19 protein-coding genes and 1 tRNA gene are annotated in these 26996 nt (G+C 50.9%); 12 read left to right on the plus strand and 8 right to left on the minus strand.

The window, feature by feature from the left end:
- Positions 1 to 28: 28 nt before the first annotated feature.
- Positions 29 to 113: transfer RNA gene (locus N3Z11_RS08540), tRNA-Tyr, on the minus strand.
- Positions 114 to 219: 106 nt separating this feature from the next.
- Here N3Z11_RS08540 and N3Z11_RS08545 point away from each other — a divergent pair.
- The gene (locus tag N3Z11_RS08545; protein ID WP_260656747.1) at positions 220 to 684 is read left to right on the plus strand and encodes a VC2046/SO_2500 family protein; all 465 of its coding nucleotides are present in this window, start codon (positions 220 to 222) and stop codon (positions 682 to 684) included.
- Between the two features lie 18 nt (positions 685 to 702).
- Here the strand turns inward: N3Z11_RS08545 and N3Z11_RS08550 are convergent, their stop codons facing one another.
- Positions 703 to 1296 (minus strand): YchJ family protein, encoded by a 594-nt coding sequence (locus tag N3Z11_RS08550; RefSeq protein WP_260656748.1) that lies wholly within the window; start codon positions 1294 to 1296, stop codon positions 703 to 705.
- A 368-nt stretch (positions 1297 to 1664) separates the two neighbouring features.
- Positions 1665 to 2096, minus strand: a complete 432-nt coding sequence (locus N3Z11_RS08555) for a SulA-like leucine-rich domain-containing protein (RefSeq protein ID WP_260656749.1) — start codon at positions 2094 to 2096, stop codon at positions 1665 to 1667.
- A gap of 242 nt (positions 2097 to 2338) precedes the next feature.
- Here N3Z11_RS08555 and N3Z11_RS08560 point away from each other — a divergent pair, with 242 nt between their 5' ends.
- The 7 genes from N3Z11_RS08560 to recD all read left to right on the plus strand — a co-directional run bounded on the left by N3Z11_RS08560 (position 2339) and on the right by recD (position 16527).
- Positions 2339 to 3055, plus strand: coding sequence for a DUF3581 domain-containing protein (locus tag N3Z11_RS08560; protein ID WP_260656750.1), 717 nt, complete (start codon positions 2339 to 2341; stop codon positions 3053 to 3055).
- Positions 3056 to 3314: 259 nt separating this feature from the next.
- Positions 3315 to 3614 (plus strand): YciI family protein, encoded by a 300-nt coding sequence (locus tag N3Z11_RS08565; RefSeq protein ID WP_260656860.1) that lies wholly within the window; start codon positions 3315 to 3317, stop codon positions 3612 to 3614.
- A 10-nt stretch (positions 3615 to 3624) separates the two neighbouring features.
- The gene (galE, locus tag N3Z11_RS08570) at positions 3625 to 4641 is read left to right on the plus strand and encodes a UDP-glucose 4-epimerase GalE (protein ID WP_260656751.1); all 1017 of its coding nucleotides are present in this window, start codon (positions 3625 to 3627) and stop codon (positions 4639 to 4641) included.
- A 21-nt stretch (positions 4642 to 4662) separates the two neighbouring features.
- Complete coding sequence (locus tag N3Z11_RS08575) at positions 4663 to 6585, plus strand: sensor domain-containing diguanylate cyclase (protein WP_260656752.1); 1923 nt, start codon at positions 4663 to 4665, stop codon at positions 6583 to 6585.
- A 132-nt stretch (positions 6586 to 6717) separates the two neighbouring features.
- Complete coding sequence (gene recC / locus N3Z11_RS08580) at positions 6718 to 10293, plus strand: exodeoxyribonuclease V subunit gamma (protein ID WP_260656753.1); 3576 nt, start codon at positions 6718 to 6720, stop codon at positions 10291 to 10293.
- Between the two features lie 47 nt (positions 10294 to 10340).
- Positions 10341 to 14342, plus strand: a complete 4002-nt coding sequence (gene recB, locus N3Z11_RS08585) for an exodeoxyribonuclease V subunit beta (RefSeq protein ID WP_409566862.1) — start codon at positions 10341 to 10343, stop codon at positions 14340 to 14342.
- On the plus strand, positions 14329 to 16527 hold the full coding sequence (gene recD, locus N3Z11_RS08590) for an exodeoxyribonuclease V subunit alpha (RefSeq protein ID WP_260656755.1): 2199 nt from the start codon (positions 14329 to 14331) through the stop codon (positions 16525 to 16527). Before recB ends, recD begins: the two co-directional genes overlap by 14 nt.
- Positions 16528 to 16573: 46 nt before the next feature.
- Here recD and N3Z11_RS08595 read toward each other — a convergent pair whose 3' ends face one another.
- Positions 16574 to 17635 carry a LysR family transcriptional regulator gene (locus N3Z11_RS08595; protein WP_260656756.1) on the minus strand — a complete coding sequence of 354 codons (1062 nt, stop codon included), beginning with the start codon at positions 17633 to 17635 and terminating at the stop codon, positions 16574 to 16576.
- A 177-nt stretch (positions 17636 to 17812) separates the two neighbouring features.
- Here N3Z11_RS08595 and N3Z11_RS08600 point away from each other — a divergent pair, with 177 nt between their 5' ends.
- On the plus strand, positions 17813 to 19033 hold the full coding sequence (locus N3Z11_RS08600; protein WP_260656757.1) for a M24 family metallopeptidase: 1221 nt from the start codon (positions 17813 to 17815) through the stop codon (positions 19031 to 19033).
- Between the two features lie 215 nt (positions 19034 to 19248).
- Entirely contained in the window at positions 19249 to 20076 is an 828-nt protein-coding gene (locus tag N3Z11_RS08605; RefSeq protein WP_260656758.1) for an undecaprenyl-diphosphate phosphatase, read from the plus strand.
- Positions 20077 to 20214: 138 nt separating this feature from the next.
- On the opposite strand, the gene N3Z11_RS08610 is transcribed toward N3Z11_RS08605, so the two are convergent.
- From N3Z11_RS08610 to wecA, 4 genes are read right to left on the minus strand one after another with little or no spacing between them, the layout of a single operon-like run.
- Positions 20215 to 21381, minus strand: coding sequence for a polysaccharide pyruvyl transferase family protein (locus tag N3Z11_RS08610; protein WP_260656759.1), 1167 nt, complete (start codon positions 21379 to 21381; stop codon positions 20215 to 20217).
- Positions 21374 to 22426, minus strand: a complete 1053-nt coding sequence (locus tag N3Z11_RS08615) for a nitroreductase family protein (protein ID WP_260656760.1) — start codon at positions 22424 to 22426, stop codon at positions 21374 to 21376. Before N3Z11_RS08615 ends, N3Z11_RS08610 begins: the two co-directional genes overlap by 8 nt.
- A 2-nt stretch (positions 22427 to 22428) precedes the next feature.
- Positions 22429 to 23748 carry a flippase gene (locus N3Z11_RS08620; protein WP_260656761.1) on the minus strand — a complete coding sequence of 440 codons (1320 nt, stop codon included), beginning with the start codon at positions 23746 to 23748 and terminating at the stop codon, positions 22429 to 22431.
- On the minus strand, positions 23729 to 24808 hold the full coding sequence (wecA, locus tag N3Z11_RS08625) for a UDP-N-acetylglucosamine--undecaprenyl-phosphate N-acetylglucosaminephosphotransferase (protein ID WP_260656762.1): 1080 nt from the start codon (positions 24806 to 24808) through the stop codon (positions 23729 to 23731). Before wecA ends, N3Z11_RS08620 begins: the two co-directional genes overlap by 20 nt.
- 262 nt (positions 24809 to 25070) lie before the next feature.
- Between wecA and N3Z11_RS08630 the strand changes: the two genes are divergently transcribed.
- Positions 25071 to 26120, plus strand: a complete 1050-nt coding sequence (locus tag N3Z11_RS08630; protein WP_260656763.1) for a glycosyltransferase family 4 protein — start codon at positions 25071 to 25073, stop codon at positions 26118 to 26120.
- A gap of 88 nt (positions 26121 to 26208) precedes the next feature.
- Positions 26209 to 26934 carry a WecB/TagA/CpsF family glycosyltransferase gene (locus N3Z11_RS08635; protein WP_260656764.1) on the plus strand — a complete coding sequence of 242 codons (726 nt, stop codon included), beginning with the start codon at positions 26209 to 26211 and terminating at the stop codon, positions 26932 to 26934.
- Positions 26935 to 26996: the final 62 nt, after the last annotated feature.

A 26996-nucleotide genomic window follows, 5' to 3' on the forward strand; every position in this document is an offset into this window, starting at 1 on the left:
ACTCAGAAGTGCTGAAGCAGCAGGAAGATGGTGGAGGGGGAAGGATTCGAACCTTCGAAGGCAGTGCCGGCAGATTTACAGTCTGATCCCTTTGGCCACTCGGGAACCCCTCCACGTGGCCGGCATCTTATCAAATCAAACGTCGATGTAAAGAAATAAACTCAAGAAAGCTGTTTAACTGCCGATAAAGTCAGCAGTTTTCATTAAAAATGCGTTTTTATGCTGCAGCTCGTCAACGAATGGCAATTACAGGGACAACTGAATCAGGCGCTATTACAGCATCAGCGCGCTGATTTTGCCTTGTGGCTGGCGATGTTATCGCCTGCTGTTGATGAAATGGCGGCTTTTTGTTTACCAACAGGTGAACCAGAGCCTGGCAAACAAAGTTTGTATCATCAGCTTGGCGTGCAACAACAGCGTGATTTTGCCATGCAGCAGCAAGATATCGGCTGTTTGACGGCACAGCATCAGGCGTTGATTCAGAGCGGTTTGGTCCAGTGCCGCTTGCAGCAACTACTGACTCCACCTCCTGCGGTAGTGCGTCACGACGCGAAAAAACTATCGGCCGAAGTGCTGGATAGTCTGGATTTTCATACCAGACGCCATCTGGCAAAACAAAAAGCCGATTTGATCACACCGGATCCGACGGCTTTATACGATATTTTGCAGGAAATGCACGCCTGAGTGAGTCAAGGTCGCTGATTAACTTTGTTGTGCGGACATCAGGTGCGGACGGCAAACTTTATATTTTTTGCCGCTGCCACAGGGGCAGGCATCATTTCGGTTAATTTTCTGACTGGCATGGGAAAATAAACAACCATCCAGATACCACCATTGCTGCTGCTCAAAGATAAATCTGGACTGTTCTTCCAGCTGTTGCAGTTTATCCTGCATGATAAAACGGGCGATAAAGTGCACATAATCGATACAGCCTTCAGCCGCAGCTGTTGTTGCTGTTTTGACGGTGTCGGGCGCGGCAAGGCTCAGTGTACCGGTGTAAGACTCCAGATAAGGGTTATCCGGCATCCGTTGTTGCAGCAGACTTTTATCGCTGATTGGCAAGACCGATAAACCCACAAAATGGGCCGAATCAGCAAAAGCGGCAATGTCTGTTTCAGCCTGATCAGATTGCTGGCTTGGATGATAGGTGTTTTTAATGTACTGAATATGGCCGGTGCAATAAGCGCTATATCTGGAACGCATCAGCTCTGGCGCAGTTTGTGGCAGTGCTGTGCCAATTAAAAAAGGCTGGCAGCAGCTGGCAAAAACCTGATCTGAGCCACAATAACACCCCATATTTTGCTCCTGTAGTTGCTGCAATTGCCGCTGTGTCAACAGCACGGGTCAGAGGCGGATAACAGGGGGCAGAGTGTAATGGGTTTTTCCAGGCGCCGGTAGTTGGTTTAGCTATCATCTTGCATAAAGACCGGGCTATGGAATAAAGCACAGCCTGCTTGCAGATTGCGATGAATGTTGAGCTCCAGGACGGCTCCTGGACGACTATCCAACAACCGCCAGCTAAAAGGTGACTTATTAATCGCTCGCTTATAAAACATCAGTGGTGTGGTTTGGGTCTCTTGCTGCCTTGCTCTTGCGGAAATCTGCGCAGCGGCTTTCAAATCAGTGCTATCTGGCGCAGGGCATATCCAGCTATTGGTGAACCATTAATGCGTCAGCTGCGGCAGTGCCATTGCATCTGTTGGCAGATTAACTAAGGGCGTGCCGTATTTAGCCGATAAATAACGATAATCTTCAAGTTCTTGCTGCTCGTCGGGTAAGAAGCTCACCACAGCACTGCAGGTAGAGCAGGTGAGCGCATCACGCATCAGGTTATCAAAACGGCCAATTTGTTTTTGTGGGATCAACAAAATGCGCTGGCTTTGAATACCGGCTTGTTCCAGCATTTGTTTGGTCAGCTGCCATGGTGGTGCAATCAATAATAACCAGCCATGTTGCAACCCTTGTTGTTGGGTAAGCGCAGCAAGAGTTGTTAATACAGCTTGTACATTCAGCTTTGTGGCTGTTTTTGCAGGCAAAGTAAAAGTCTTGCCAAAATGTACGCCGGATAAAGGTAACTGATAGCTGTGCTGGATCATAATAAAGCCCCTGACTGAACCAAATAACTGTGTCTATATACAGTGGATGTATATACAGTAATCAGGCTTCGTTTAAAAAGCAAGCGAAAACTGTGAAAATATACAGTGCTTTTGTGATTCCGGGCATTTTTGTGAAGATAAACAACAGCTAAGCCTTGTTATTGCTGTGCATACTGGTAAAACCATTGTATTGATACTGTTTTGTTACACTCCGCCTCTTGCGAACAGGATGAGAATTTTTGATGTTGTTACAGCCCTATGTAAATGTGCAGGGTGAAGAATTTAGTTTCAGCCGGGCACAGGCCAGCCAATTTGCCAAGCAAATTGCTTCAGACTTTAATCCGATCCACGATGAAGACAGCAAAAGATTTTGTGTGCCTGGCGATTTGTTGTTTGCTTTTTTGCTGCACAAATACGGTTTGTCTGAGCGTTTAAGCTGTACTTTTAATGGTATGGTTGGCTCTGATGTGTTGCTGCATTGCAGCGAAGAAGGCAACAGCGTTGAAGTGCTTGATCAGAACGATAAATCTTATCTGATGCTGGAGCAAAGCGGCAGCAAACAGCAGAATTGTCAGTTTATTGAAGCGCTGGTGCGAGATTATGTGCGTTTTTCCGGTCAGAACTTCCCGCATATTCTGCAGCCGTTGATGGAGCAGCATCAGGTGATGATTCACCCGCAGCGCCCGCTGGTGATTTATCAGAGTATGGCTTTGCAGTTCTTCCGTTTTAGTGACAATTGCCCGCAGTTAAAATTATCCGATTCGAGTCTGGAAATAGACGGTAAAAGAGGCAATGTGTTGCTGAAATTTGAATTGCTGGATGGTTCTGAAGTGATTGGTGCCGGTGAAAAACGCATGATCCTGAGTAATCTGGTGCCTTATGATGCGGAACAAATGCAGGGGCTGGTCGATATTTATAATGAACGTAAATTACGCCTGGGTGGCGACGTCACTGTCTGATCCCCTTTAATGATGCAAAGATAAGCAAAGCCAGCTCACCATGCTGGCTTTTTTTTACCCCGCAATGCCGCCTTGTCCTAAAGTCACAGCATTAAACTGTGGTATTGCACCAGGGCTCTGATGTCACCGGAGCTTTTATAAAAGCGGTTTGCCAGCCACAGAGCTGACACAGTGTGATGTGCAGAGTCAGGCGCAGTGCACAATGGAAAACAGGGCGGCTATCTGGTATCTTCGGCCAATAACTGAAGGGAAGTGCATGATGTATTACATGATTTATTCTGAAGACGTCGCTGATAGTCTGGCGCAGCGTAAAATCACCCGTCCGGCGCATTTAGCGCGTTTGGAGCAACTGGCCGCTGAAAACCGCTTGTTAGTGGCCGGCCCGTTACCTGCAGTGGATGCGGAAGATCCGGGCGAAGCCGGTTTTACCGGTTCATTGGTGGTGGCTGAATTTGCGTCACTTGAGGAGGCTCAGCAGTGGGCAGCGGCTGATCCTTATCTGGCTGCCGGTGTGTATAAACAAAGCACCGTCAAACCATTTCGCAAAGTATTGCCGTAAGGACACTCAGATGCCCGTTATTTTACTCACCGGCGGCGCCGGTTACATTGCCACTCATACAGCTATCTGCCTGCTTGAGGCTGGTTTTGAGGTGCTGGCACTGGATAATTTCAGCAATTCACAGCCGCAGGCGCTGGAGCGGGTGGCGCAAATTTGTGGTCGGCCAGTACCGCTGGTCAAAGCCGATATTCGTGATGAAGCAGCGCTGGAACAGGTGTTTTCTGAGCACAACATCAGTGCTGTAGTGCATTTTGCCGGTTTAAAGGCGGTGGGTGAATCAACAGAGCAGCCGCTGGCGTATTACGACAATAATGTGGCCGGTACTGTTACGTTGTGCCGGGTGATGGCGCGCCATGGTGTCAAACAGCTGGTGTTCAGCTCTTCGGCCACTGTGTATGGTGATGCACGGCAGATGCCGATCCGCGAGGATGCCCCACGCTCGGCCACCAATCCTTATGGTCAGAGCAAGCTGATGCTGGAATATATCCTTGCGGATCTGCAGGCCTCAGATCCTGCCTGGCGCATCGCGGTATTGCGTTATTTTAATCCGGTGGGAGCCCATCCCAGTGGCTTGATTGGGGAAAATCCCAATGGCGTGCCAAATAACTTAATGCCCTTTATCAGTCAGGTCGCTGTTGGCAAAAGAGCAAAGTTAGCGGTGTTTGGTGATGACTATGCAACTGCAGACGGCACCGGCGTGCGTGATTATATTCATGTGATGGATTTGGCATCCGGCCATTTAAAAGCGCTGCAGTATTTGCAGCAGCAACCAGGCTTAGTGGCGGTCAATCTTGGCACTGGCCGGGGTTACAGTGTGCTTGAAATGATCAAAGCTTTCAGTGACATTAATCAGGTGGCTGTGCCTTATCAGATAGTGGCAAGACGGCCAGGTGATATTGCAGAGTGTTATGCCGATCCGTCGCTGGCGCTTGAATTATTTGGCTGGAAAGCCGAGCGTGACCTGAAAGACATGGTGCGTGACGCCTGGCGCTGGCAACAACAAAACCCGGATGGTTACTGCAGTTAACAATCCGTTTTGGAGGTTTATTTGCGAAAACAACACCAAAGCGCCTGGTTATGGGCAAAGCACATCAAAAGCTGTTGGACTGGCATTGGTGTTTTGGTGTTGTGTACACAAAGTTTTCTGCTGCAGGCAGCAGATGCCCGGGCTTTTGATTCACTGATCCAGCGTCTGGATAACGGCGATCTGGTGTTTGCCGACCGCGCAGCCATTGACGATTATATGCAACAGCTCAAAGCGGCAGTACCGCCGGATGATGCCAAACGCCAGCGGCGGTTGCAGCGCGAGCAATGTTACGCCGACTTCTATGACAAGCCCGATCAGGGCATTGCTTACGCCAACCAGTTTTTACACCAGGTTGAAATGAATCAGGATCTGGTGAACCTGTCGCATTTTTATCTGTGCCGTGCTTATCACTATGGCAATAAAAACCAGCTGATAGAGCAGGATGCTGATCTGCAGCAGGCCGTTGCTTTGGCTGGTCGCAGTGAAGATCCGCTGACCAAAGCCCAGGCTTTGTCTTCATATGCCGAACTGCTTTCCAGTCGTGGGGACAACGGTGAAGCTCTGGTGCAGCTGTTTGAAGCCAATCAGTTATACAAAAAACTCGGTAACCGTTTTGGCATTGGCGACACAGTGGAAAGTATTGCCACGTCGCTGCGCCGCATGGGCGAGTACGACAAAGCGCTGGAATATCTGGAACTGTCTGAAAAGGAATTTGCCGCACCTGGTGATAAATACCGGCTCGGGTTTTTATGGCAGCAAAAAGCCTTTATTTATGGTGAAACCGGTAAACCGGAAATGGCCAGGCAAATGCTGGAACGCACCAAACAGTTGTATCTGCAAATTGGCGAACCATTATATGCCGCAGCGGCCGACGTGGACTTAATGTGGGTTGCCAATCAGCAGGAGCGTTTTGGCGAAAGCCTGGAAATTGCCGCCAAAGTTGAACAACAACTGCATCGTTATCAGCAGCAGGGCGGTGGTGAAAAGGTGGTCAATGCTGAGCTTTTTGTGTTGTATCAGGCCGAAGCGCTGGCAGGCACGGGCCAGATTGCGCCTGCACTTGAAAAATTCATCGAAGCAGAAAAGCTGATCACCGCACTTGAAAACCCACGTTATTCTATGTGGTTACATCGTTCCTGGTCCAAAGCCCTGGCGCAGGCCGGTGATTACAGCCGCGCTTATCAGCAGCTGGTGCAAGCGAATCTGCTGGAACAACAACTGAATTCACTGAGTAAAAAGCAGCGTGAGTCTTTATTGCGGTATCAGTTTGATACCGAATTAAAAGATGAAAAAAACAGTCAGCTGCAGGCGCAGAATCAGCTCACGTCTCAACAATTACAAGTGCTGGAGTCGGCACAGCGCTGGCAGTATATTGCAATAGCACTTTTTATTATTCTGGCGCTGATCGCGCTGTTTTATGCCATTTCACAAATTCAGCGCAACCGGCAGCTGCATCGTCTGGCCATGACAGACGAACTCACCAAAGTTGCCAACAGACGCAGTATTTTATGGTTTGCCGAAAATGTGCGTCAGCAGTCGCTGCAGCATCAGCAGCATTGGTGTTTGTTATTGATTGATATTGATTATTTTAAACAATGTAATGACAATTACGGCCACGATGCCGGCGACCAGGTGCTGGTGCAAACGGCGGCCATGTTAAAACAACAGCTCAGAGCGCAGGACAGGGTTGGCCGTACCGGTGGTGAAGAATTTCTGGTGGTGTTACCTCATACCGATTTGGCCGGCGCTACTGAAGTAGCCGAGCAGCTGCGTGTATCGGTACATGCGTTAAGTTTCAGCGGTTATCCTGGTATTCAAATCAGCATCAGTATTGGTGTAGCGCAGGCCGGAAGGCTGGAGGATGTGCGTGAAGTGATGAGCCGGGCTGACGCCGGGCTTTATCAGGCCAAGTCCAGCGGGCGGAACAGGGTGATTGTCAGTTAATCATTGTGTTTGTTGTGACAGCGGCAGCCGCGCTGTGATAAGTCGTTCTTTGCCAGATGCAGCGCCCAAAATTCAGTAGCCCAAAAACAGCGCCAGAAAATCAGCGTCAGCGCGCAAAAAAAGGACCTTCAGGTGAGCGCATTTTCCGACCAGCAAGCCCCGTTATTCACTGATGCCCCCCCACTGGAACCCGGATTTTTAGTGGTTCATGCCAATCAGCCGGAGCAACTGAGGGCTTTGGTGGTGCACTTTACCAAAGCTTATCCGCTTGGCGTGCTCGAAACTGAATTTGTGCTGGTGCAAAGTAACGGTATTGCGCAGTGGCTGAAACTGGCGCTTGCCGCCGACACTGACCCTGAGGATGGCAGTGAGGCGGGCCTTGGTATTGCCAGCTGCCTGAGTTTACAGATGCCCGGCCGTTTTATCTGGCAGCTGTATCGCAGTGTGCTGGGGGCTGAACATATTCCCGAACATTCAGTGTTTGATAAAGATGAGCTGTGCTGGCGGTTGTTTAAATTGCTGCCAGAACTTGCTGAGCAGGCCGAATTTCAAGCGCTGGCGGGTTATCTTGCCGATGATACTTTGCAGCGTAAACAACATCAGCTGGCGCTCAGGCTTGCCGACTTATTTGACCAATATCAGGTGTATCGCGCCGACTGGCTGCAAGCCTGGAGTGAAGGCAAAGATATACTGATTGACGCCAGAGGTGAGCAAAAAGCGCTGCCTGAGTCTGAACGCTGGCAAGCGGCGCTTTGGCGCGCTGTGCTTGCTGATGTGCCTGAAGCTGAAAAAACGTTAAGCCGCGCTTTATTGCATCACAAGTTTTTAGCTGCGGCCAAAAAGCTCAGTGCCCAAAGCAGACCCAAAGGCTTGCCGCGGCGGGTCATCGTCTTTGGTATTTCCAGTCTGCCGCAACAAATGCTGGAAGCCCTTGCCGCCATAGCGCCTTATACTCAGGTGCTGCTGGCGGTGCATAACCCTTGTCAGCATTATTGGGCCGACATAGTGGCCGACAAAGATTTGCTGCGCCGTGGCATTGGCCGGCAGCAGCCTAAACAAATGGCTTCAAACAGCACGCTGGCTGCAGACAGCCAAACAGCGCTGACACAACAGCAGCACGGCCATCCGCTATTGGCAGCCTGGGGTAAACAGGGTCGCGATTATATTGCGCTGCTCGACCAGTTTGACCAGACTCAGGCACATCGTCTGTTATTTGCCGGCCAAAGGGTGGATCTTTTTAGCAATGCGCCCGACAACACCCTGCTGGGTCAGCTGCAAAACGATATTCTGGAACTTCGGCCATTAGCCGAAACCAGGCAGCACTGGCCGGTATTAACCCTGCCACAGGCGCAAAGTATCTGTTTTGCCACAGCCCATAGTGCCATGCGTGAAATTGAAATTTTGCATGATGATTTACTGGCACAATTTTCCACGGATCCAGGTTTAAAACCTGCCGATGTGATGGTGATGGTGCCGGATATTAACCAGTATGCGGCTGCTATTGCCGCCGTGTTTGGCCGTTTTAGCCGGGATGATGCCCGTTATATTCCCTTTACCGTGGCCGATCAGAGTGCGCTGGCCAAAGAGCCTTTGCTGCAGGCGCTGCAAACCTTATTAAATCTGCAGCAGCAGCGTTTTACCGTCAGCACCTTGCTGGACTTATTACAGCTGCCAGCGCTACAACAAAAATTTGGCCTGACCGACGCCGATTTACCGCTGCTGCAACGCTGGATAGAAGCAGCTAATATCCGCTGGGGTTTGCATGAAAACCAGCGTGAAAGTCTGGGCTTACCGGGTGGGCTTTGGCAAAACAGCTGGCAATCCGGTGTACAGCGCATGTTATTAGGTTATGCGGTGGGCGACAGTGAAGCCTGGCTGCAGATAGCACCTTTACCTGAAGTGTCGGGGTTGTCGGCTGAACTTGCCGGTAAACTGGCCAGGCTGCTGGCGCTTTTGGAGCAATACTGGCAACAAAGTCAGTTGCAGCTTCCACCCAAAGACTGGGTATTGTGGCTTAAGCAGCTACTGGACGATTTTTTTCTGCCGGTGGATGAACATCAAAGCGAACTGCTGCTGAAGTTACAGCAAGGCTTGCATGACTGGCAGCAGCAGTGTCAGCGTAGTAGCCTGGATACCCCTTTGTGCCTGGCTGTGGTGGCAAAAAGCTGGCTGGACGGATTTGAGCGTCAGGGGCTGGCGCAGCGTTTTCTGGCTGGTGCCGTGAACTTTGCCACCTTAATGCCGATGCGCGCTATTCCATTTGCGCAAATTCATTTGCTTGGCATGAACGACGGTGATTTCCCGCGCAAAATGCTCCGGCAAGATTTTGATTTAATGGCCCATTCGTACCGTCCGGGCGATCGCTCGCGCCGGGACGATGACCGTTATTTGCTGCTTGAAGCGCTATTGTCAGCACGCAAGCGGCTTCGTATCAGTTGGGTGGGCCACAGTGTGCATGACAACAGCGAAAGGCCACCTTCGGTACTGATAGCGCAGCTTCGGGATCATCTGGCATCCGGCTGGCAGCTGCAGCTTGGGGACAACCCTGAGGACAGCATTGTCAGTGGTGATGCCTTGCTGGACGCTTTAACAGTACAGCATCCACTACAGGCATTTAGCCGCCGTTATTTGGGCTCTGCAACTTTAACAAGTTTTCAGCATGAATGGCTGGCGCTGCATCAGCCCAAAACCAGCGACACATCAACGCCGTCCGGCCAGGCTTATGCTGCTCTGGCGTTACCGGATGAACTGCCGGTGTGGGACATCGGCCGTTTAACGGCCTGGTTAAAAGAACCGGTGAAGTTCTTTTTCCGGCAACGACTGAAAATTCAGCTGGAATACGACGACAGCAGACTCAGTGGCAGTGAAGATTTTAGTCTGGATGCCTTGCAGCGCTGGCAGCTGCAACAGCGGTTGCAACAGCAGCTGATGCAGGCCATTGATGAAGGCAAAGCCTGGCAGCAGATATTGTCTTTGCAGCTGACCAGACTTTCGCAGGAAGGGCTGTTGCCGCTGGCCGGCGCCGGCGACATGCTCTGCCAGCAACTGGAAGAATTACTGACACCGCAGGCTGAGGCTTATCAACAGCTGTTGTTGAGTCAGCCTACCGAACTGATTGCGCCTTTGTATCTGGAGTTTGGCGCTGGTGGCCAGCAATGTGGCGACTGGCTGCGTGGCCTGCGCCGTACGCCCGATGGCCGCCTGCTGCAATATCAGTGGCTGGTGGGGGCTTTGTATAAAAACAAACAATTAAGATACAGCCAGTTGTTATCGCCCTGGTTGCAGCAGTTATTGTGTGCCGCCAATGGTTACCCGCTTTCTATTCAGCTGTTGGCGGTGGATGGACAAATTTGTTTGCCGCCACTGGAAAAAACAGTGGCCATTGCTGAGCTGACGCAGTTATTTCAGTGGCTAAGCCAGGCTTTATGCCGGCCTTTGCCGGTGGAGTTCAACACTGCGCTGTTGTATTTGCAGGCTGAGCTTGCCGCTGACAGCAGCCCCGATGCCAAACTGCTCGACAAACTCACCAGGTTATATCAGGGCGATGGTTTTAACAGTGGCCGTGTTGAGCAAAACCGTTATTTACAACGGGCTTATCCGGACTTTGCTGCTTTATGGCAACAAGGAGAAATGGCGGTGGTTGCCAAAGGGTTATACCAGGGGCTGAGGCAATATCTGAAAGACAATGGCATTTTGGAGCGTGGCTGATGACAGAGCTCAATAACAAGGCCGTGCCAATGACAGCTAATCAACAAATGACAGCTAGCCAGAAATTAAATTTATTCACTTTACCACTGCGTGGCAGTGCGCTGATTGAAGCCAGTGCCGGCACCGGCAAAACTTTTACCATCGCAGCTTTGTACTTGCGTGCTGTGCTTGGCCATAGCGGCGGTGAATATAAAGGCGCTGTTCAGGCTTTAGCGGGCATGGATGGGCAAAATGCTGATAGTGCTGATAGTGCCGATACTGGCGCTTTGCCGCCGTTATTGCCAAATGACATTCTGGTGGTGACTTTTACTGAAGCGGCCACGGCAGAGCTGACCGACCGCATCCGCGCCCGGCTGGCACATGCTGCCCGTTATTTTCGTGGTGAAGTCACAGAGGCTGATGCCATATTAACGGCGCTTGCGCAAAGTTTTGCAGCAGAAGCCTGGCCACAATGTGCCATGCGTCTGGAGCTTGCTAGTCAGTCGATGGACGAAGCTGCGGTGTCGACTATTCACAGCTGGTGTCAGCGTATGCTGGCAGAACATGCTTTTGATTCCGGTAGCAGTTTTGAGGAAAGTCTGAGCAGTGATCAGTCGGCGCTCTTGGCCGAAGTGGTGCAGGATTATTGGCGCAGTTTTGTTTATGCCTTAAATGAAAGCGAATTTTTCCGCTACCAGCAATGTTATGCCACCCCTGAGCAGCTACAAAAAGCGCTGCAGCAGGTATGGCAGGATGCCGGGATGCTGAGCTCAGAGCCTGCGACTGCCCGGCAAAACCCGGCGCAGCTTATCAAAACTGAACAGAAAGAGCGTCATGAAACACTGACGCGCCTCAAAGCCCCCTGGCCGGCCTGGCTTTTGGAACTTAGGCTGTTATTTGCAAAAGCGCGGCAGGAGAAACGCATTAACGGCAGTCAGCTGCGTGAAGATTATCTGCAAAACTGGCTGGGCGCGCTGGAGCGCTGGGCGACAGAGCCGCAGCTCATTCAACCTGAGCTCAGCGACAGTGCCTGGCACAGATTAAGCCCGGACGGCATCGCCCAGGCCAGTAAAGGCGAGGCGTTACAACATCCGGCTTTTGACGCTATTGCCAAACTTCAGGTTGAACTTGCCCGGATTGCCGACTGTCAGGAAGGGCTGCGCCAGCACGCCCTGTGCTGGTGCCGGCAGCGTTTTGCCAAAGCCCAGCTACAGCAGGGCGAATTTGGTTTTGACGATTTATTAAGCCGTTTTGCTGATGCACTTGAGGGCAGCAAGGGCGAACAATTGGCAGCGCGGGTGCGGGCGCAGTTTCCGCTGGCGCTGATTGATGAATTTCAGGACACAGATCCGGTGCAATACCGCATCTTCCGCCAGATTTATCAGCCGGAGCACAACCGGCAGGACAGTGCTTTGTTATTGATTGGCGACCCCAAGCAGGCCATTTACGCCTTTCGTGGTGCCGATATTTTTACCTATTTGCAGGCCAAACAAGCCACAGCGCCAAGGCATTATTCGCTGGACACCAATTTTCGTTCCACCAGCGCCATGGTACAGGTGGTCAATCAGCTGTTTTTGCAGCCGGAGCAGCGTGAAACGGGCGATGGCGCCTTTTTATTCAGACCCAGACAAAATCTGGTGGCCTTTAGCCCGGTGCAGGCGGCAGGTCGCAAGGAAATTTTTTATTGTGCACAAAAGCAGATGCCGGCGCTGCAGGTCTGTTATCTGGACGAGAGCGACAAAGCGCTCAGTAAAAGCAGTTATTTGGCGCAAATGGCGCGCGCCTGTGCCAATCAGATTTGCCGGTTATTAAATGCCGGGGCAACAGCGCAGGCCGGTTTTGTTATGCCCGGCAAGGATGAGCTAAAGCAGGAGCTCAGCCAGGAATTCAAACAAAAGCTCAGCCAAAACATCAGGCCACTGCAACCCGCCGATATCGCAGTGCTGGTGAATAATCAGCAGGAAGCGGATGAAATCCGCGGCGCTTTATTAGAAAGTGGCATTCGCAGTGTGTATTTGTCGGACAAAGGTTCGGTGTTTCAAACGGCTATTGCGCATGATTTATTGTTGTGGCTGGAGGCCTGCAGCGATCCTGGCCATGAGCTGAAACTGCGCTCGGCGCTTGGTGCCCAGAGCCTTGGCTGGAATTACGCTGAACTTGCCAGATTGCAGCAGGATGAATGGTTTTTTGCGCTGTGGCAGGACAAATTTATAGAGTTTTCAAAGTTGTGGCGCTCTCAGGGGGTATTACCTCTGGTGCGGCGTTTGCTGCAGGATTTTGATCTCGTCAGCCGTTTTGCAGGCAAAAAAGATGGTGAGCGCCAGCTGACCGACTTATTACATCTGGCCGAGCTGCTGCAACAGGCCAGTCGTGGTCTGGAGGGTGAACTGGCGCTGCTGCGTTATTTTAAAGATCATCTGGCCGGTGAGCTGGCGCTGGATGCCGATGCGCTGAAGCTGCGGCTGGAAAGTGACGAAGCGCTGGTGCGGGTCGTGACAATTCATAAGTCCAAAGGGCTGGAATACCCGCTGGTGTTTTTGCCTTTTATCGCAGCGGCTCGGCCGTTAGATCCGGCCAACTTGCCGTATCGCTACCACGACGATGCCGGCCAATTACAGCTTTGTTATCAAAAAGATGACACCATTTTTGCCAAAGCCGAACGCGAACGGCTGGGGGAAGATTTACGCAAACTTTATGTTGCGCTGACCAGGGCGCAGCATTATTGCTGGCTGGCGCTGGCGCCACTCAAAGACAGCTCGGCTATTGCGTATTTACTCGATGACAGTGCACTGTTGCCGCCCGGCGAGCTCACCAGGCTGCTCAGCCAATGGCAACATCCGGCCGTTGCACTGAGTGCCTTTGCCGATGAGCCTGCAGATTATTTTCAAGCAGCGGCAGAGCAGCCGGCGATACCAGCCCAGCCTTATGCCACTGTCAGTAAACGCAATTATCTGCCCTGGTGGACCGCCAGTTATAGTGCGCTTGCAGCCGGTGCAGGTGCTGGCGCTGATGATCACGAACATGCTCAGCCGGGCCCGAATGCAGTACAACAGAGCGCCAGCTTATTCCCCAGGTTTGATACCAGCGCCGATGGGCCTGAGCTTGCCAAAAATTCCGAGTTATACCGCGAGTTAAGCAAAGAGCAAGCAGACGGGGCAGCAGAAGCCGGGATCTATGCTTACGAATCTTACGGGCAGGCGCAGCAGCCTTCAGCTGCAACAATGCCGCTTATCAGCCAGCAGTTTTTACGAGGCGCTGCAGCCGGTACTTTTTTACACGATATGCTGGAATGGGCCGCGCTTGAGGGGTTTGCCACTGTGGCAGCTGCTCCTGAGCTGTTGACGGCGCAGCTGATAGTACAAAGCCAGAAGCTGCATTGGCTATGGCAGGATAAGCAAAGTTTGCGCTGGCAGCGGCGTTTACTGGTGACAGATGCGTTGGAGCAGCCGGAATTTCAATCCGCTGAAGAAGCGGTGGCTGAAGTTGCAAACTGGTTAAGCGGACTCTTGACTGCCAACTGGCGCTGCGGCAATGCCTTGTTGTCCCTTGCCAGCCTGACGCAGTATCAAAGCGAGCTGGAATTCTGGCTCAGCGCCCGTTTGGTGCAAACCAAAAACATTGATGCGCTGCTGCAGCAATATCTGTGGCCGGCTTTGGCGCGCCCTGCGTTACAGCCACAGCAACTGAACGGCATGCTCAAAGGTTTTATCGATTTAACTTTTAGTGCTGATGGCCGTTTTCATGTGGCTGATTATAAAAGTAATTATCTGCCGGATGGCCAGTATGACGAAAGCGCGTTGATCCACATCATGCTTGATCACAGGTACGACTTACAGGCCGCTCTGTATGGTCTGGCGCTGCACCGGCTGTTAGGCAGCCGTTTGCCCGGTTATCACATAGAGCAGCATCTGGGGCAGGCTTATTATTGGTTTGTGCGGGGTGGCGGCGATGGGCAGAGCGCCAATGCCGGCATGTTATGTTGTGAATTACCGCCTGCGCTGATCCTGGCGCTGGATAAGCTGTTTAGCGGTAACACCGCAGTGGAAGGAGCCGCACATGGAGTTTGTTAAGCCGGATCACAAGGCGTCAGATGACAAGGCGCTGTGGACAGAGCTGCAACTCTGGTTACAGCTGGGGCTTATCCGCCCGCTGGATTTGTCCCTGGTACAGATGCTCAAAGCGCAAATGCTCAAAGCGCAGATGTTTAAAGTGCAAATGTCAGAGCAAAAAGCACAGACGTTAAAACAAAAAACACCGGGGCCGCTCCCTGATAATGTCTGGCGCTGGCTGGCGCTTGGCAGTGCGCAGCTGGCGCAAGGCCATCTGTGTCTGGATCTGTCGCAGGTGCTGCAACAACCCGCGCTGCTGTTAAGTCCGGCGCAGTGCCACGGCAAAGCGCTGGCGCTGTTGCAGCAGTGGCTGTTGCCGCAACAGCTGGATGAAGTGCTGACACAGTTACGCCAGGCCGTGCCTGTGGTGGCCTCTATCGGCCAAAACGAGCAACAGCAGCAGAGCAGCCCTTATGTGCTGGAAGGTAACCGGCTGTATTTACGTCGTTACTGGCAGTATGAGCAGCAGATCAAAGCTTATTTACAGCAGAGTTTTCAGCGCACCACAGAACTTCGTCAGAGCTTGATTACCGCAGAGGTACAGCCGTTATTAAGCTGGCTCTTTCCGGGCACTGTGGCGCCAAATCCGGCGCAAGCTACAGCACAAAACAGTCCGGACTGGCAGATGCTGGGTTGTGCTATGGCCGCCGGCAGCAGTTTTAGTGTGATCACCGGTGGCCCCGGCACAGGCAAAACCACCACAGTGGTAAAACTGCTATTGTTATTGCAACAGTTGCAGCAACAACAGGGCAAAGCTTATCTGCAGATCCGGCTGGCGGCGCCGACAGGTAAAGCAGCGGCCAGACTCAGTGTGGCCATTACCGGCGCTTTAACCAAACTCACCCCCCAACTTGGTTTAACGCCGGAGTTATTAAAAGCAGTGCCAGCCCATGCCGAAACCCTGCACCGTTTGCTTGGGGTGCAGCCGCAACAGCAGGGTTTTAAATACCATGCCGGTTTTCCCCTGCCGCTGGATGTGCTGGTGGTGGATGAAGCCTCGATGGTTGATGTAGCGATGTTTACCGCCATGCTCAGTGCTTTACCGCCAGCGGCACGGCTGATTTTACTGGGTGATAAAGACCAGCTGGCGTCGGTCGAGGCTGGCGCTATTCTGGCCGAACTGTGTCGTGATGCCAGCAAGGGGGGGTACAGTGCGCAAACGGCAAAGTGGCTGGCGGCGATGAGCGGCCAACAGTTGCCTGAGGTGGTGCAAACAAATACACCTGGTGAGCTGGAGCAACAAATTCTGATGCTCAGAACCAGCCACAGGTTTGGTGCCGACAGCGGAATAGGGCAATTAGCGGCCGCAGTCAATGCCGGCGACGCTGCCACAGCTTTACAGCTGCTACAACAAGGCGGGCGGGCAGGATCAGAAGTTGCAGAAATAAGCTGGCTGGCACAAAGCCCGGTCAGTCAAAGTTTTCAGGCGCTGGTGCTGACCGGGCAGACGGCCGCTGAATCCGGCAAAGCCGTTGACGGTGGTTTTAGCCGTTATTTAAAACTAGTGCAACAAGGGCCGGCTGCAGATTTGGCCGCTGCTGCCACAGCTTATCCGGCGCAAGCACCCGTCGCAGCTAATTACGAGCAGTGGGGCGCAGCTGTGCTTGAGGCTTTTAGCGGTTTTGCGCTGTTATGTGCGCTGCGTCAGGGCGAATATGGTGTAGAGCAGCTGAATCAGCGTATCAGTCAGTTGTTGTATCAGGCAAGGCTAATTCAGCGCACCGACGGCTGGTATCCGGGGCGGCCTGTGATGATCACGCAAAACGACTATGCCACAGGGCTGATGAATGGTGATGTCGGTATTTGTCTGCCACGGCTGGAACATATTGATGGCCAGTTACAGCAGCGGCTACGGGTGGTATTTGCGCCGGCGCGTCATGGCGAGCCGCTGCGCTGGCTGATGCCAAGCCGGTTACCGGCACTGGAAACTGTCTATGCCATGACAGTGCATAAATCGCAGGGCTCGGAATTTCGTCATGCCGTGCTGGTGTTACCTGATAACCAAAGTGCCATTTTAAACCGGGAGCTGGTGTATACCGGCATCACCCGGGCGGTCAGTCAGTTTAGTTTAATCTGTCCGTCTGAGGCTGTGCTGTTGCAGGCTATCCAGAGTCGCACTGAACGCAGTGGGGGTTTGCGTTTATAACCAGGCCCAAAGCCAATCAAAAACAGCGCCGGATAAAAAACATGGCTTAGCCTGGTGTTTGTAATTCCACCAGCAGCGACGCTGCGGCCTGGGCCAGCAGCCACTGATTAAACACGGCAATTTCCTGACGGCTCAGTGAGTCCTGACGGTAATGCAGCTGATACTGGCCCCAGGGGAGCTGATAACGCCAGGGTGTCAGTGCTTTCAGTTGGCCCTGACGGATGGCGTCGCCGGCAATAAAACTGTTACTCAGCGCCAATCCACGGCCGCAGCTGACTGCTTTGGTGGCAAGTAATGCCAGGCTCACCTGCGACATTTCCACTTTGGCCGGCTCGCGCAGCTGCATTTGCTGGCGCCATAACTGCCAGTCTTCACCTTGCTCTGAGCTATACAGCGGATAGGCAAAAACCGATGCCGGGTTGGTTAAGTCCAACAGCTGATATTGTGCTGGGGCACAAACCGGAAACCACCATTCGGTGCGGATCCGCTGGCTGACAAAACCCGCAGGCGTGGGCCAGGTGCCTATCACCACATCAAAAGCGGCCGCATCCAGGCTGCTGGCGCTCGACTCCATATGCAATAAAGTCTGAATATGTGGATGTTGCTCAGTAAAAAGTGGCAGTCTGGGCGCCAGCCATTCCACCGCAATAGAGGTTTGCGCCACAATTTTTAACACTCTGTGGTTGGTTTTACGCAAATGATGGGTGACCGACTGCAGGCGGAAAAAACAATCGCCGACCACCGAATATAAGGTGGCGCCTGCTTCAGTCAGCGCTATGGGTTTATGCTGACGCAACAACAAAGGCATACCGATAAAATCTTCCAGAGCGCGGATTTGATGGCTGACAGCACTTTGGCTGACACAAAGCTCGTCGGCGGCACGGCTGAAACTGCACAGCCTTGCCGTGGCTTCAAAAGCCTGCAGCGCTTTGAGTGGTGGCAGTTGCACAGCGCTATGGCTAATAGCACTTTGGCTAAGAGTGCTTTGGCTAAGAACACTTTGGTTAAGCGTGCTGTGCCCCTGATCGCTTTGGCCTGAAGCGGTTTTCTCTGGCGCGGGCTTTGGCGGCTGTGTTGCGTCGGCCGGATCTAGTGTGTGATTTGCCATAAAAACCCTGTGGTGAGTCAGATTGATATGAATGTAATTCATCATTGTCTGAAATCATATCATTTTATTTCATGGTAATTGCGCGGGATACTCTCTGCATCAATCACTGGCAGTACATTGCTGAACAACAAATAGCCAAACAGGTTAAAGCCTAATAAGCAACACAAGGAGCTACAGATGACATTAGGTGTAGGCGGAAAAACGGCAGCAGAGGCGCTGGCCACTTTGTCGGATATGACAGCGGGTGTGCAGCCTATCGGCATTAAAGAGCATCAGGCACGTATTCAAAAAGCCTGCAGCCTGATGCAGCAACAGGGTATTGCCGCCATTTATTTAAATGCCGGTACCAGCTTAAAGTATTTTACCGGCACCGCCTGGTACGCTAGCGAGCGGCTGGTGGGTGCGTTGCTCACCGCTACAGGTGAGCTGCATTATCTGGCGCCGGTGTTTGAGCTTGGCACCTTAAAAGACTATTGGCTGATTGAAGGGCAGTTACATGGCTGGCAGGAAGATGAAAGCCCTTATGCATTATTTATCAGTGTGTTGCGCAAGCTTGGTATTAGCGACACCGACAAAGTGGGTCTGGATGAAAACACCGCATTTTTTATTGCCGATGGCTTAAAACAACAGGCGCCAACGCAGCAGTTTATCAATGCCAGCTGTATTACGGCTGCCTGTCGTCAGCAAAAATCAGCGGCTGAACTTGCGCTGATGCAACGCGCGATGGAGATGACACTTGCCGTACACCAGGCCACCGCCAGTATGTTGTATGAAGGCATCGACACCCGCGAGGTGGAAGCTTTTATTGCACAGGCGCATCAAAAAGTCGGCGCCAGTGGCTCTTATTTTGTCATAGTGCTGTTTGGTGTGGCCTCGAGTTTTCCGCATGGTGTGAAAGAGCCACAACAGCTGAAGAAAGGTGATGTGGTGCTGATCGATACCGGCTGTAAGCTGCATGAATATATCTCCGATATTACCCGCACCTATGTATTTGGCGAGCCCAACGAGCGTCAGCGCCATTTCTGGCAGCTGGAAAAGCAGGCACAAGCCGCCGCTTTTGCCAAAGCGCAGTTAGGTACTGCTTGTGGTGCTGTCGATGATGCGGCAAGAGCTGTATTAACAGCGGCCGGTCTTGGCCCGGATTATCAGCTGCCTGGTTTGCCACACCGCACTGGTCATGGCATTGGTTTGGATATTCACGAATGGCCTTATCTGGTACGTGGCAACAAACAGCCATTATTGCCTGGCATGTGTTTTAGCAATGAGCCGATGATTTGTGTGCCGGGGGAGTTTGGTATTCGTCTGGAAGATCACTTCTACATGACAGAGCAGGGCCCGCGCTGGTTTACAGAGCCTGCTTATAGCATTGACGATCCTTTTGGTTTAAATCGGGTTTAATGCTCTAAATCAGCTGTAAAACCTGCGCTCACAGCTCATATCAAAATAATGGCTTTGCCTTTGATGCCGGTTGCTGATGCAACCGGCATTATTTTTGGCTTTACTACATCTTTTCTGAAGGCGTGTTGCCAACAGCAACAGATACGACATTTCCCTTGCTTGTTGTCCAAAAGCCCCGATAATAACCGCCGTCTTGGTTTGTTGTTGGAGTGAACATGGATTGGTGGTTGTTATTTCAGGCTTTTATTCTGGGTATTGTTGAAGGTCTGACCGAGTTTTTACCTGTGTCCAGTACCGGGCATTTGATTGTGGTAGCCGATTTAATTGGTTTTCACAATGATGGCCGGGTGTTTGAAATTGCCATTCAGTTTGGGGCTATTTTGGCCATCGTCTTTGAATACCGACAGCGTTTTGTCGGTGTGGCTACCGGCATGTTTTCCGACAGCAAAGCGCAAAAGTTTATCCTGAATTTGTTGATTGCTTTTTTACCGGCCGCCATTATCGGTTTGTTGTTTATTAAAACCATCAAACTGTATTTATTTAACCCTATTACAGTGGCGGTGATGCTGGTGCTGGGTGGTTTGATTATTCTGTGGGCCGAGCGCCGTCAGCATCAGGTTCGGGTGCTGGATGTAGACGACATCAGCTGGAAAGACGCGTTAAAAATCGGTTGTGCCCAGGTGGTGTCTATGGTGCCTGGTACTTCACGTTCTGGCGCCACTATTATTGGTGGTTTGTTTATTGGTCTGGACCGCAAAGTTGCCGCCGAGTTTTCATTTTTCCTGGCGGTGCCAACCATGTTTGCCGCGACCTTCTACGATTTATTTAAACACCGCGATTTATTAGGGGCTGCCGATATTCCGATGTTTGCCGTGGGTTTTGTCACTGCTTTTGTGGCTGCACTGCTGGCGGTGCGCACATTAGTGAAGTTTGTGGCTAACCACAGTTATGAAATTTTTGCCTGGTATCGTATTGCCTTTGGTGGTTTTATTTTACTGAGCTGGCAATTAGGCTGGATTGATTGGGCCACTGCTGCCTTTTAATGCGCCGTGAAACCATCTTTTATATTGTGATGGTCAATAACCATAAAAAACCGAAGCCAGGCTTCGGTTTTTTTATGGTAAGGATAAATGGTACACCGGCGATGCAGCTGCAATAAGCCGGCGATACGCCTGCTGTGATTAACGCAGTGTGTCGTGTAGTTTTTGCCACATCAGCTGGTTTTTGGCTTTTAATGCCGCTGATCTCTCGGCAAGAACCGGCTGAATATTATTTTTTTCGGCCAGCAGCCGGGTGATTTTTTGCGTGAGCGTCAATGCCGATAACTCTTCAATACAATAATCGGCCATACCAAAGTCATCCATCATGGCGTGATATTTGTGACTCCAGCTGGTGGCAATACAAGGCACATTCTGGCTTAGTGCATTAATAGCGCCGTGAAAGCGGGAGCTGACACAAAGTTCGGCTTTGCCAATCAGGGCTTTCACTGCCAGAGGATCTTCAATGGTGATGATCTGGCAAGGCGTCAGTTTGGCAATTTCGGCACAAAGTGCGGCGTCTTCTTTGCCTTCATGATTGACCAGCACCACTTCCAGGCCAAGCTCGGTTAGTTGATTACCTGCTGCGGCAAAAGCCTCCACATAACGGGTGCGCTCAGCTTCAGCATTGGCGTGGTTAAATTTGGAAATCACTTTATTGTTGGGAATAAGGGCAGCAAAAGGGCCGTCAAATTCTGGCAGGGCAGTGCGGCTTTCACCTTTTAAACCCACGGTAAAATCCGGTGTTAAAATCACGTGCGAAGGCAGCTCCGCCATACAGGACTGCAAGTGGCCTAACGACACCGGGTCGCGCACAAAAATCAGTTTGGCGTGGTTGATAATATCGCGCATCGCTGCTTTGCTTTCTGCCGACTTAAATGGGCCAAAGGCTTGTGGCATAAAGATAAAAGCTTTGCCCGCTTCGCCAAAACGTTTTACTTCACGGGCGGTATTTTGCAAAAACAATAAAGGCCACTGGTCGCCATAAGCAAAACCTGAGGCTTCTAAAATCACATCCACTTCGCTTTCTGTCACTATGCCGTACCGGCGCAGGGTGTTCAGCATAAAGTTGGGCAATTTGCCAAACCAGGGGGTGAAGTCCAGACCTTTACGGCGCAACGACAATTTTTGCCAGGCACCGAGCATGGCGCGCTCGCGGTAGGGTAAATTCGGGCCTGGCGATAACACCAGTTCAAAAGGCCGGCCTAATTGCTCTAAACCTTTTAAACAGCCCAGCAACATCAGATAAGCGCCTTTGTTGCGAAACTGCACCCCTTTAATTTCTACTTTTAATGTGTGTTGCTTAGACATAACTCAGTAATCCGGCTGCGGTTTTTTTCTCGGAATGTGGGATCAAGGCTGTTGGCTCAGGGTATCCGACAGCAATCAGCATCACCACGCGTTCAAAAGGCTGAAGTTTCAAAAGCTTCGCTATTTTAATTTCGTAATTTTCAATATCAGGCCAGTTAATAGAGCAGGACGCCAATCCCATAGTTTCCAGCGCCAGCATCAGCTGCATATTGGCAAGGCTGGCATCGATATAAATCACGTGGCGGTCACGCTCAAAAGGGTAAGCACTTAAATCACCGACGACGGCCAGTACTGCAGGGAGTCCTTCAGCATAACCTACAGTGCCCATTGGCAAACTGGCCAGTTTACGCAGAGTTTCGCCCTGGGTGGCGGCAACATAGCGAAATGGCTGGCGGTTACAGGCACTGGGCGCCTGGGCTGCAGCGGCAACGGCACGCTGCAGTATTTCGGGCTCTACTGGTTTAGGCAAAAAGGTGCGCACCGAGCAGCGCTGCTGACAGAGTTTATAAAATTCATCATAACTAATGTCGGCTCTGGGCCTTTGCTGGTAAGGCGCTGGCGCTGCAGCGGCCTGCTGCTGTGTTTTGTTTAAAAGTGGCCGGATTTTGCCTGCTTGCTCAGCAAAAATACCAGGCTGAGTGGCCCCTTCAGGCCAGGTGGTCACGGCAAAATAACTCTCCAGCACATCATGGGCGTAATTGAGTAAAGTTAAATCCAGCTGATGGGCGGGCTCTTGCAGCATATTGTCAAAAGCTTTTAAGGTTTCGTCAATATAATCAAGCGCAAACAACGGTTTACGCGGCACCATCGACAGGCCTTTTTCCAGCCGGTGGATATTCCGGCGGATAATGACACTGGCAATAGTCGAGCTTTCTTCATGCAGCCGGTAATGCTGACGGCCAGATGCTGTTGCATGCATTTCACGGCGAAAATGCGGGTTAAAAAACGCATAATAAATGCCGGCAAATTTGCGGCTTTTGGCGGCATAAGGCAACAACCATAAATCCAGCCTGGCGTAGGTGGCTCGCAGCAGTTTTTTAATCACAACTAAGACTCCGGTTTGGCCGGTGGTTGTGGTGCCACCGCTTTTACTTTTAACAATTGCCAAAAATGCGCCCTGGTTTTGCCTGAGCAGAATAAAAAGAAAAATGACGCATAAGCATAAGAGATTAACGTGGCCCAGGCCGCGCCTTCAATGCCATAAATGGGTATTAGCCAAAGATTTAGCAGCACATTTAAAATAGCGCCGACACCATGACTTAATAAACTTAAGGGTTCATTACCGGTAATAATTAAATGTTGGCTGATCAGCGCCCGCACAAAAATAAAACAGCCGGCCCAGACATGAATTTGCAGTACAGTGGCAGAAGGCACAAATTTTTCGCCATAAGCCAGCCACATAATCCACTTCGCGCCCAAAGTCATAAAGATGGCAATGCCAAAGGCCATCAGAAAAAACTGCACACTGCGTTTTTTCAAAATGCAAAGGTAACTATCCCAGTTGTTGTTATAGGCTTTGAGTAAATCCGGGTAATAACGCGCTGCCAAAGTGACAGGAATGACATACCAAAGCTCGGATAACCGCGCCACCGCTGTGTATTGCCCTGTGGCCGCAACGCCAATCATCTGTTCAATCATAATGGTGTCGATTTTCAGATAAATCACCGACACCACACCGGATAACCAGAGCCAGCTTGAGCGTTTTAATAATTCTTTGCTGCTTTGCCAGCTGAAGTACTTAAAGCTAAGGCCTGGCTCGTCCGGTGCGTAACGGCGCTGCCAATAGTATTGCAAAGCGCCGGTCAGGAAAAATTCAATGCCTACCACCAACAGCAGCATATCGACATTTGCACCATAAATCAGCGCCACCACCCGGGCTGTCAGCGTCAGCATCGACACGACAATTTTTGACAGCGCTACTGCGCGAAAATGACCGCGGTAGTTTTGGTCGTATTCGCATAGCATCATGGCGCTGAAACTTTGCAGAATAAAAAGAGTACTGATGGCAACAGGGCCGATGGCAAAATAATGCGGGTAAAAAACAGCAAAACCCAAAATCATCAGCAGGGCAAAAAACAAACCGGCACTAAGCCGAAGCCACAGCGCGCTTTGTAAGATGGTTCTGCTTTGCTGCGGGTCGGTCTGACTGCTGGCCATTTTCTGCACCAGATTGTTCAGGCCCATGCTGCTGAGCGGCGTTAAAAATGCCGCCCAGACCATCACAACACCGTACACGCCGAGCGCTTCGTCGCCCAGCATGCGCGCCACCATAAAGGTGACAATGGCGCCTGCGCCCAAACGGAAAAAACGCTCCATCAGCATAATGATGGCGCGTGCTTCCAGCAGTTTACGGATTGTTTTTAGCACGTTGTTTTGCTTTATAACGTTTGATAAAACGGGTAATACGCCAGATATATTGCAAAGACAGTGAATAAAGACTGAATATCAGCAAAAACAACACCAGCATCACCAGATCAGGCACCATCAGATATTCACCGACAATACCAATGGTGGCGAGCATGCAGGATAAACTGGTAATAATCACCAGTGCCTGACGCGAGGTTAAGCCAAGACGCAGGAAGATATGGTGTAAGTGTTCGCGGTCGGCCATAAAAGGTGACTGACCTTTACGGATGCGGCGAATCATAATAGCCACCATATCCATCAAAGGCACAGCAATAACCCAAAGTGCGGTAACAGGGCGGAAGCTGGCGCTGTCGCTCTGGCTGCCGATTATCAGCAGCCAAATCACTGACAAGCCTATCAGCATACTGCCGGCATCCCCCATAAAAATTTTACCTTTGCCTTTGCCGATTAAATCCAGGTTAAACAGCAAATATGGGATCAGTGCAAACACCAGCACCATCGGCAGCACGGCATGCTCGAGCTGGCCGCCGATTCCCATCATCAGGGTTAAAGACACAAAACTGACACCGCTCAGCATACCCGCCAGACCGTCGATGCCGTCAATCATATTAAAAGCGTTAATAGCGGCAATGACGGCGATCAGTGTCAGCGGAATACCAACATAACCTAAGGTTACAGAGCCCAGGCCAAATAAGTTGCCCAGATCTTCAAGGTATAAACCCAGGCCATACACCATTACTGCGCCAATCAATAGCTGGGCGCACAGGCGTAGCTTCACACTTAAATCGAGGAAATCATCAAATACACCCAGCAGCACTATGCTGCCGCCACACAGCAGATAATACCAGTGGCTGTCCTGCGGTAAGCCAAAAATGGCCAGAGTGGCAGCAACACCGGTAAAAATGGAAATACCGCCAATTAATGGAATGGCGCCAACATGTTGTTTGCGGCCATGGGGCTTATCTACCAGGCCGATTTTATTGGCCACAGGGATAAGGATAAAAATAGCAATTAAGGTCAGGACAAAAGTGGTGGAAAACAACACAAAGTGTTCGCGCATAAAGGATCCGCTAAATCAATCAAGCTAATTATTGTTATAAAACAAAGGCGATTATAGGTGATGTTATGGTCAGTTACTATCCGCCCGCACAGAAAGCTGTTATTCCTGCTGATTTGTTGTGCAGTCTGTCCCCAGCGGCAAAAACACTGCATGTTACAGGGCGCAACCTGGGCAATTCAGCGCTTATTTTTCTGCTGGCTGGTTGTTGCGCTATGAAGTTCCAAAGTATGATCCGGCCACTTTGGCCAAAACAGGATGTGTCGTGAGTCAGCACAAAGCAAAAAAAGTATTGATAGTCACCAATATGGGACCTAAAGCCTCAGCACCTTTTCAGGGGCAATTTGTCAAAAATCAGGTGGATGCACTGTCATCTATTGCGCCTGCATATTGTTATATGCGCTGGCACAACAATAGTTTGCTGAATAAATTGCTGAAATATCCGGTACTGTGGCTGCAGTTTGTCTGGAACTTTGTGTTGAGCCGTACCCGTTACGACATTATTCACGTGCATTATTTTTACCCGACCATCTGGCTGGCGCTAACGTACCGCTGGCTTCGAAACCGCAAAGTTAAAATTGTGGTGACTTTTCATGGCAGTGACATTTATTTATATAAGCCAGAGCCAAAATTGTATAAATACGCAGCGAGGCAGGTGCAGCACTTTATTTTTACCAGCGAAAAGCTACAGCAGAAGTTTTTTGCAAAGCCTGCTGCTGCAGAAGTGTTGCCGGCTGGTATTCATCCGGCGTTTGCACAAACAGAATTAAAAGAGCGCACTGAAAAGCCGATTGATATTCTGTATGTTGGCAGCCTGGATTTGAATAAAGGCATGGACAGACTGCTGGCGATATTGCCCAAACTCAGTCAGTATCAGTTGACGGTGATTGGCCATGGGCCTTATCGGGAAAAGCTGGCACAGGCCGCAGCGCAATATCCGAATTTAACCTTGTGTGACCCTGCCAGTCCGGTGTTGCTCAAACAATTTTTTGAAAACAGTAAGTGTTTTATCAGCTTGTCGCGCAATGAGTCTTTTGGTTTGGTGATGACTGAAGCTATGGCTTGTTATACCCCGGTGATTGCCACTGAAACCGACGGCTCGCTGGCGCAAATTAAGCAAGGACAAAATGGTTTTTGTCTGTCGCAACAAGATGAGTCACAACTGCTGGATAGGCTGGTACAAACAATTCAGCAGTTATTAAGTTTGCCGGACGCAGAGTACCGCCAATTACAGCTGGTCGGACGAGAAATGGCCGAACCTTATCTGGTGGATAAAGTGGCGGATAGGCTGATACAGCTTTATCAGCGTTTATAACCAGCCCCGGGCTGAGCTATGCTGTAAGGCGATTTTGTCGCTTCACAATCAAAGATTTAACGAATTTAACAGGCAAGGTTCTTCATATATGGCGTTTCAACCAGATCAGGTGTCAGTCGGCGGTATCAAGGTAATGGCTTTTGCCAGTATGGCGCAGCTGGTCAATTTTATTATCCGGGATGATGGCTCTGTGTTTGCCGGTGCCGCTATTGCCATTAATCCGGAAAAAGTGATGAAAGCACAACAAGATCCGGCATTAATGCAAATTCTGAACAATGCCGAATTACGTTATGCCGACGGCATGGGCGTGGTGAAGGTGATGCAGAAAAAACTGCAAAAACCGGTAGAGCGGGTGCCTGGCTGTGAAACCTGGGAAGCCCTGATGCACAGAGCCGCTGAAAAAAAGGTACCGGTGTTTTTAATTGGAGCCAAACCTGAAGTGCTGCAGACGACCAAAAGCAAGCTGGAAGCGCTGGGCGTGCCCGTGGTTGGCGCCCAGGATGGTTATTTTAAAGATGAAGATGCGCTGATCTCGCAGCTGGTGCAAAGTGGCGCCAAAGTGATCACAGTTGCCATGGGCTCGCCCAAACAAGAATTGTTTATTGAAAAAGCAAAAAAACAGCTGCCGGACGCTTATTTTATGGGGGTAGGTGGTACTTATGATGTATTTACCGGCAACGTTAAACGGGCGCCTGAGCTTTGGTGCAAACTCAATCTGGAGTGGGCTTACCGTTTGTTGTCACAACCATCAAGAATTAAACGCCAGTGGAATCTGGTGGAATACCTCTGGTTGTATCTGCGCGGCAAGCTGTAACAGCAACACAGATGCGATATCGACTGTACTCAGTAAAAATAATATGACAAGAGACTGAAATT

The organism is Rheinheimera sp. 4Y26 (assembly GCF_025245835.1).
In the GTDB taxonomy this organism is placed as follows: Bacteria; Pseudomonadota; Gammaproteobacteria; order Enterobacterales; family Alteromonadaceae; genus Pararheinheimera.

Coding starts and splice junctions, on each gene's coding strand:
- N3Z11_RS08545 (WP_260656747.1), top strand. CDS start 220: ATGCTGCAGCTCGTCAACGAATGGCAATTACAGGGACAACTGAATCAG.
- N3Z11_RS08550 (WP_260656748.1), bottom strand. CDS start 1,296: ATGGGGTGTTATTGTGGCTCAGATCAGGTTTTTGCCAGCTGCTGCCAG.
- N3Z11_RS08555 (WP_260656749.1), bottom strand. CDS start 2,096: ATGATCCAGCACAGCTATCAGTTACCTTTATCCGGCGTACATTTTGGC.
- N3Z11_RS08560 (WP_260656750.1), top strand. CDS start 2,339: ATGTTGTTACAGCCCTATGTAAATGTGCAGGGTGAAGAATTTAGTTTC.
- N3Z11_RS08565 (WP_260656860.1), top strand. CDS start 3,315: ATGTATTACATGATTTATTCTGAAGACGTCGCTGATAGTCTGGCGCAG.
- galE (WP_260656751.1), top strand. CDS start 3,625: ATGCCCGTTATTTTACTCACCGGCGGCGCCGGTTACATTGCCACTCAT.
- recB (WP_409566862.1), top strand. CDS start 10,341: ATGACAGCTAGCCAGAAATTAAATTTATTCACTTTACCACTGCGTGGC.
- recD (WP_260656755.1), top strand. CDS start 14,329: ATGGAGTTTGTTAAGCCGGATCACAAGGCGTCAGATGACAAGGCGCTG.
- N3Z11_RS08595 (WP_260656756.1), bottom strand. CDS start 17,635: ATGGCAAATCACACACTAGATCCGGCCGACGCAACACAGCCGCCAAAG.
- N3Z11_RS08600 (WP_260656757.1), top strand. CDS start 17,813: ATGACATTAGGTGTAGGCGGAAAAACGGCAGCAGAGGCGCTGGCCACT.
- N3Z11_RS08605 (WP_260656758.1), top strand. CDS start 19,249: ATGGATTGGTGGTTGTTATTTCAGGCTTTTATTCTGGGTATTGTTGAA.
- N3Z11_RS08610 (WP_260656759.1), bottom strand. CDS start 21,381: ATGTCTAAGCAACACACATTAAAAGTAGAAATTAAAGGGGTGCAGTTT.
- wecA (WP_260656762.1), bottom strand. CDS start 24,808: ATGCGCGAACACTTTGTGTTGTTTTCCACCACTTTTGTCCTGACCTTA.
- N3Z11_RS08635 (WP_260656764.1), top strand. CDS start 26,209: ATGGCGTTTCAACCAGATCAGGTGTCAGTCGGCGGTATCAAGGTAATG.